Origin of the sequence: Burkholderia sp. KCJ3K979, from assembly GCF_016759955.1 — a bacterium.
GTDB classification, from domain to species: domain Bacteria; phylum Pseudomonadota; class Gammaproteobacteria; order Burkholderiales; family Burkholderiaceae; genus Burkholderia; species Burkholderia orbicola.
This window is the reverse complement of the sequence record NZ_JACFYV010000289.1, coordinates 1-6,933: the sequence shown is the minus strand read 5'-3', so window position 1 is coordinate 6,933 and position 6,933 is coordinate 1. Positions and strand designations below refer to the sequence as shown.

The following is a 6,933-nucleotide window of genomic DNA, read 5'->3' as shown; positions in this document are numbered from 1 at the left end:
CCGCCGGTCTTTCGTGAGGGACAGGCAGTGCTGATTATCGTGGGAACACTCGTGACGCTGTTGTCCGTCTTCGGCGGTTATGCGCTGGCAGGCGGGCATCTGGGCGCCTTGATCCAGCCCGTCGAGATCCTGATGATCGTGGGCGCCGGCGTCGGCGCGTTCATCCTCGGCAACGGCGGCAAGACCATCAAGGCCACGCTGCGCGTGCTGCCGACGCTCTTCAAGGGTTCGAAATACACGAAGGACGTCTATATGGAGCTGATGGCGCTGCTTTACGTGCTGCTCGCGAAGGCACGCAAGGAAGGCACGCTGACGCTCGAGGCCGACATCGACGATCCCGAAAAGAGCCCGATCTTCACGCAATACCCGAAGATCCTCGCCGATCGCCACATCGTCGAATTCCTGACCGACTACCTGCGCCTGATGGTGGGCGGCAACATGAACGCGTTCGAGATCGAGAGCCTGATGGACGAGGAGATCGAGACGCACCATACCGAAGGCGAAGGCCCGGCGCACGCGCTGATGCGCGTCGGCGACGCGATGCCGGCGTTCGGCATCGTCGCGGCCGTGATGGGCGTCGTGCACACGATGGCCTCGGCCGACAAGCCGCCCGCGGTGCTCGGCGCGATGATCGCGCAGGCGCTGGTCGGCACGTTCCTCGGGATCCTGCTGTCGTACGGGCTGATCGGGCCGCTCGCGAGCCTCGCGGAGCAGCGCGTCGCCGAGTCGACCAAGATGTTCCAGTGCATCAAGGTGACGATCCTCGCGACGCTGAACGGCTATGCGCCGGCGATCGCGGTGGAGTTCGGCCGCAAGGTGCTGTTTTCGACCGAGCGTCCGTCGTTCTCCGAGCTCGAGGAACATGTTCGCCGCGTGAAGGCGAAGTGACGCGGAGCGACCGATGAGCAAGAGCAAGGATCGCGCGATCGTCGTCAAACGGGTGGCCCCGGCGAAGAAGGGCCACCACGGCGGCGCATGGAAGCTCGCGTACGCGGACTTCATGACCGCGATGATGGCGTTCTTCCTGCTGATGTGGCTGCTGAGCTCGGTCACGCCGGTGCAACTGAAGGGGATCGCCGAATACTTCAACATGCCGCTGAAGGCCGCGATTCTCGGCAGCGGCGACCGCAGCTCGCAGGAGTCCAGCATCATCAACGGCGGCGGCCGCGACCTGTCGAGCGTCGACGCCGGCACGCTGCGCCGCACCGACGGCACGACGTCGCTCGCCGAGCGTCTCGCGAAGGCGGGCGACGACAATTCCCGGTCGCAGGCGCAGGGCGCGCAGGACCGGCTCGAGCAGACGCGCCTGCACGACCTGCAGATCAAGCTGATGGCGGCGATCGAGGCCAATCCGACGCTGCGCCAGTTCAAGCAGCAGATCCGCATCGATTCGACGCTGACGGGGCTGCGCATCGAGATCGTCGATTCCCAGAAGCGGCCGATGTTCGCGATGTCGAGCGACCACGTCGAGCCGTACATGCGCGACATCCTGCGCGAGATCGGCAAGACGCTGAACGACGTGCCGAACCGGATCATCGTCCAGGGCCATACCGACGCCGTGCCGTACGCGGGCGGCGAGGGCGGCTACAGCAACTGGGAGCTGTCGGCCGACCGCGCGAACGCGTCGCGCCGCGAGCTGATCTCCGGCGGCATGGACGAGGCGAAAGTGCTGCGCGTGCTCGGCCTCGCGTCGACGCAGAACCTGAACAAGGCCGATCCGCTCGATCCGGAAAACCGCCGGATCAGCGTGATCGTGCTGAATCGCAAATCCGAAGAAGCGCTGATGCGCGACGACGCGACGACGACGACGCTGTCCGCCGACGCGGCCGGCTCGAAGCTGCTCGCGCAGCAGCTCGGCGGCCCGACGCCGGCGGTGCGTCCGGTCGTGGCGAGTGCCGTCGCCGTGGCGCCGAAACCCTGACGTTTCCGAGACAGACATGATCCGAACCATTCTCGCCATCGACGACTCCGCGACCATGCGTGCGCTGCTGCAGGCCACGCTTGCGCAGGCCGGCTACGACGTGACGGTGGCGCCGGACGGCGAAGCCGGCTTCGACATGGCGGCGACGGCGCCGTACGACCTGGTCCTGACCGACCAGAACATGCCGCGCAAGAGCGGGCTCGAGGTGATCGCCGCGCTGCGCAAGCTGACCGCGTACGCGGACACGCCGATCCTCGTGCTGACGACCGAGGGCAGCGACGCGTTCAAGGACGCCGCACGCGACGCGGGCGCGACCGGCTGGATCGAAAAGCCGATCGACCCGGGCGTGCTCGTCGAGCTGGTCGCGACGCTGTCCGAGCCGGCTGCCTCCTGACATGAACGCGACGAATTCAACCGGTGACCGGGCATGACTCTCGACATCACTCAGTTCTACCAGACCTTTTTCGACGAAGCGGACGAGCTGCTCGCGCAGATGGAGCAGCTGCTGCTGAACCTCGACGTCGATGCGCCCGATCCCGAGGATCTGGCGGCGATCTTCCGCGCCGCGCATTCGATCAAGGGCGGCGCGGCGACGTTCGGCTTTTCCGCGCTGACCGATACGACGCACATCCTCGAATCGCTGCTCGACCGCGCGCGCAACCATGAGCTGACGCTGACCAAGGAAATGATCGACGCGTTCCTGGAAACCAAGGACGTGTTGTCCGACCAGCTCGTCGACTACCGTGCGAGCGCCGAACCGGACGCGGCGGCCGCCGCGACGATCTGCGCGAAGCTCGAACGGCTGAAGGCCGAAAGCGGCGCGGGTGCGCCTGCTGCGGCCGCCGAGCCTGCGCCGGCCGCGCCGGTTGCACCGGTCGCCGCCGTGGCACCCGCCGTCGTCGACCCCGCCGCTGCCGGCGATCGCGCACCCGACCATGTGGTCGAACAGGCCGTCGCGGCCGCGCATCCGGCGGCCGACGCCGATGCCGGCGGCCCGCACCTGAAGATCACGCTCGTGGGCGTCGACGCGAAGGATCGCGAACTGCTCACCGAGGAACTCGGTAACCTCGGCCGGATCGTCGGCCGCGAGGAAACGGGCGCCGACCTGTCGCTGTGGGTCGAATCGGACGTGCCGTCGGACGACATCGTCGCGGTGTGCTGCTTCGTGATCGACGAAAGCCAGATCCGCGTCGCGCACGGCACGGCGCCGGCCGCGCAGGCGGCGCCGGCCGCCGCGCAGGGCGCCGCCGCCGAGGTTGCCGAACCGGCCGCCGCCGCGCAGCCGGCACGCGTCGAGGTGTTCGCGCCGCCGCCGGCCGCGCCGCAAGCAGTTGTTCCGGCACCGGCACCGGCGCCGGCCGAGCCGGCCGCCGCCGCCCAGCAGCCGCAGCCGCAACAACACGCTCAACCCCAGCCGGCTGAACACGCGACGCCGGCCGCCGCCGCGCATCACGACGACAAGCGCGCGCGCCCGGCCGCTGCCGCCGCGGCGGGCGCCGAAGGCAGTTCGATCCGCGTCGGCGTCGAGAAGGTCGACCAGCTGATCAACCTCGTCGGCGAACTGGTGATCACGCAGGCGATGCTGGCCGAGACGGCGACCGCATTCGATCCGGCGCTGCACGACCGCCTGTTCAACGGGATGGCACAGCTCGAGCGCAACGCGCGCGACCTGCAGGAAGCGGTGATGTCGATCCGCATGATGCCGATGGACTACGTGTTCAGCCGCTTCCCGCGGCTCGTGCGCGACCTCGCCGGCAAGCTCGGCAAGCAGGTCGAACTGGTCACGTTCGGCCAGGCGACCGAGCTCGACAAGAGCCTGATCGAACGGATCATCGATCCGCTCACGCACCTGGTGCGCAACAGCCTCGACCACGGCATCGAGACCGTCGACAAGCGCGTCGCCGCCGGCAAGGACGCGGTCGGCCAGCTCGTGCTGTCGGCCGCGCATCACGGCGGCAACATCGTGATCGAGGTGAGCGACGACGGCGCGGGCCTGAACCGCGAGCGAATCCTCGCGAAGGCCGCGAAGCAGGGCATGCAGATCTCCGAGAACATCAGCGACGACGAAGTCTGGCAACTGATCTTCGCGCCGGGCTTCTCGACCGCCGAGACGGTGACCGACGTGTCGGGCCGCGGCGTCGGGATGGACGTCGTGAAGCGCAACATCCAGTCGATGGGCGGTCATGTCGAAATCTCGTCGCAGGCCGGCCGCGGTACGACCACGCGGATCGTGCTGCCGCTCACGCTGGCGATCCTCGACGGGATGTCGGTCAAGGTGGGCAGCGAGATCTTCATCCTGCCGCTGAACTTCGTGATGGAGTCGCTGCAGCCGTCGAACGACGACATCTACACGGTCGGCAACGGCGAGCGCGTGGTGCGCGTGCGCGGCGAATACCTGCCGCTGGTCGCGCTGCACGAGGTGTTCTCGGTCGAGGACGCGCGCACCGACCCGACGCAGGGAATCGTCACGATCATGGAAACCGAGGGGCGCCGCTTCGCGATGCTGATCGACGAGCTGGTCGGCCAGCAGCAGGTGGTCGTGAAGAACCTCGAAACCAACTACCGCAAGGTGCATGGCATCTCGGCGGCGACCATCCTCGGCGACGGCAGCGTCGCGCTGATCGTCGACGTCGCGGCGCTGAACCGCGAAACCCGTGCGACGCACGGCGCCCGAGCCGGCGCCGAGCTCGCCGTCTTCTGACTCTCGCCATTCAACCGATTGGGGGCAAACGTGTCTGCTGAAGTCCAAATGATCAATCCGGCCGCGGCGAATGCCGCGACGAGCCGCCGCGATGCGGCGCACGGCGATGCGACGGGCCAGGAATTCCTCGTGTTCACGCTCGGCGACGAGGAATACGGGATCGACATCCTGAAAGTGCAGGAAATCCGCGGCTACGACAGCGTCACGCGCATCGCGAACGCGCCCGAGTTCATCAAGGGCGTGATCAACCTGCGCGGGATCATCGTGCCGATCGTCGACATGCGGATCAAGTTCCACCTCGGCCGCGTCGAGTACGACCACCAGACCGTCGTGATCATCCTGAACGTGTCGAACCGCGTGGTCGGGATGGTGGTCGACGGCGTGTCGGACGTGCTGACGCTGCAGACCGACCAGATCATGCCGGCGCCGGAATTCGGCGCGACGCTGACGACCGAGTACCTGACGGGCCTCGGCACGGTCGACGGCCGGATGCTGATCCTGATGGACATCGAGAAGCTGATGTCGAGCCGTGAAATGGCGCTGATCGAGACACTCGGCGGGTAAGCGCGCCGCGCGCGCAGCAATTTCGGGAGAATCTGCAATGTTGCATAACTGGTCGATCCGCACGACGCTCACGGCGGTCGGACTCATCCTCGTGTGCCTGGCCGCCGCGGTCGGCGGGCTCGGCCTCTACGCGCTGAATCACGCGAGCCGTTCGCTCGACGAGATCGCGCACGTCGACCTGCCGGCGATCCACACGCTGGACGACACGGCCGCGTACCTGCTGCGCTCGCGCGTCGCGCTCGATCGCTTTCGTACGCTGACCGAAGCCGGCAATGCGGCCGACGCGGCGAAGGTGCTCGATCGCGCGCAGGAGCTGTATGCGAAGTCGAACCAGAACTGGCAGACGTTCCAGTCGACGCCGAAGCTCGGCGTCGAGCAGGCGCTCGTCGACGAGCTCACCGCGCGTTACACGACGATCATGAAGGAAGGCGTCGAACCGGAATTCGCCGCGGCGCGCGCGGGCGACATGGCCGCGTACCACGCGATCGCCGACGCGAAGATCAGCCCGATGTTCGTCGCGTTCGACCAGACGGCGGCGGCCGTGATCGCCGCGCTGCAAAAGCGCGCGGAAGAACGCCAGGCCGCGACGCAGTCGCAGATCTCGATGATGATCGCGCTGATCGCGGCCGGCATCGCGCTCGCGTTCGTCGTCGTGATCGCGATCCGCTTCGTCCTGCGCGGGCTGATCGTCCAGCCGATCGAGGACGCGATCGCGCACTTCGAGCGCATCGCCGGCGGCGACCTCACGCAACCGGTGAGCGTGTTCAGCACGAACGAGATCGGCCGCCTGTTCGGCGGCATCAAGCGGATGCAGGACGCCGTCACGACGATGGTGCAGGCCGTGCATCGCGGCACCGAATCGATCGACGTCGGCGCGCGCGAGATCGCCACCGGCAACATCGACCTGTCGCAGCGCACCGAGGAGCAGGCCGCCTCGCTGCAGGAAACCGCGTCGAGCATGGAGCAACTGACGGGCACCGTGCGGCAGAACGCGGAAAACGCGCGGCAGGCGAGCCAGCTCGCGGTGAACGCGTCGGACATCGCGACGCAGGGCGGCGACGTGGTCGGCCAGGTCGTGTCGACGATGCAGGACATCGCGGCGAGCTCGGGCAAGGTCGTCGACATCATCGGCACGATCGAGGGCATCGCGTTCCAGACCAACATCCTCGCGCTGAACGCGGCCGTCGAAGCGGCGCGGGCCGGCGAGCAGGGCCGCGGCTTCGCGGTGGTCGCGGGCGAGGTGCGTTCGCTCGCGCAGCGCAGCGCGAGCGCCGCGAAGGAAATCAAGCAGCTGATCGGCGATTCGGCCGAGAAGGTCGACAGCGGGTCGGCGCTCGTCGCGCGCGCCGGCGCGACGATGGACGAGATCGTGCAGGCGGTGCGCCGCGTGACCGACATCATGGGCGAGATCAGCGCGGCCTCCGACGAGCAGTCGACCGGCATCGAGCAGGTCAACCGTGCGGTCGGCCAGATGGATGCGGTCACGCAGCAGAACGCGGCGCTCGTCGAGCAGGCCGCCGCCGCGGCCGCGTCGCTCGAGGAGCAGACGCGCCAGATGAAGGCGATCGTGTCGGGCTGGCGCGTCGCGGGCGGCATCGCGCTCGCGCCGGCGCGCGGCGTCGCGCGGCCGGTGGCCCATGAACCGGCGGCGCTGCCGTCGGACGCGCGCCACGACGCGCCGGTCGCTGCACTGCCGGCGCCGGCCGCGGCCCAGCCGGCCGCACGGCGCGGCGCGCCGGCATCGCGT

The 6,933-nt window shown here is 68.4% G+C and carries 6 protein-coding genes; all 6 read left to right on the top strand.

Annotation, left to right across the window (positions count from 1 at the left end; genetic code table 11):
- Positions 1 to 27: 27 nt before the first annotated feature.
- A complete protein-coding gene (motA, locus tag H3O04_RS32680) occupies positions 28 to 888 on the top strand; it encodes a flagellar motor stator protein MotA (protein ID WP_006477350.1) in 861 nt (286 codons plus the stop codon).
- A gap of 13 nt (positions 889 to 901) precedes the next feature.
- The gene (motB, locus tag H3O04_RS32675) at positions 902 to 1,921 is read left to right on the top strand and encodes a flagellar motor protein MotB (RefSeq protein WP_202589262.1); all 1,020 of its coding nucleotides are present in this window, start codon (positions 902 to 904) and stop codon (positions 1,919 to 1,921) included.
- A 16-nt stretch (positions 1,922 to 1,937) separates the two neighbouring features.
- Entirely contained in the window at positions 1,938 to 2,315 is a 378-nt protein-coding gene (locus tag H3O04_RS32670; RefSeq protein WP_006477352.1) for a response regulator, read from the top strand.
- A gap of 33 nt (positions 2,316 to 2,348) precedes the next feature.
- A complete protein-coding gene (gene cheA / locus H3O04_RS32665) occupies positions 2,349 to 4,622 on the top strand; it encodes a chemotaxis protein CheA (protein WP_202589261.1) in 2,274 nt (757 codons plus the stop codon).
- A 48-nt stretch (positions 4,623 to 4,670) separates the two neighbouring features.
- A complete protein-coding gene (gene cheW / locus H3O04_RS32660) occupies positions 4,671 to 5,186 on the top strand; it encodes a chemotaxis protein CheW (RefSeq protein WP_012327702.1) in 516 nt (171 codons plus the stop codon).
- A gap of 37 nt (positions 5,187 to 5,223) precedes the next feature.
- A partial coding sequence (locus H3O04_RS32655) for a methyl-accepting chemotaxis protein (protein WP_202589260.1) occupies positions 5,224 to 6,933 on the top strand: 1,710 nt, incomplete at its 3' end.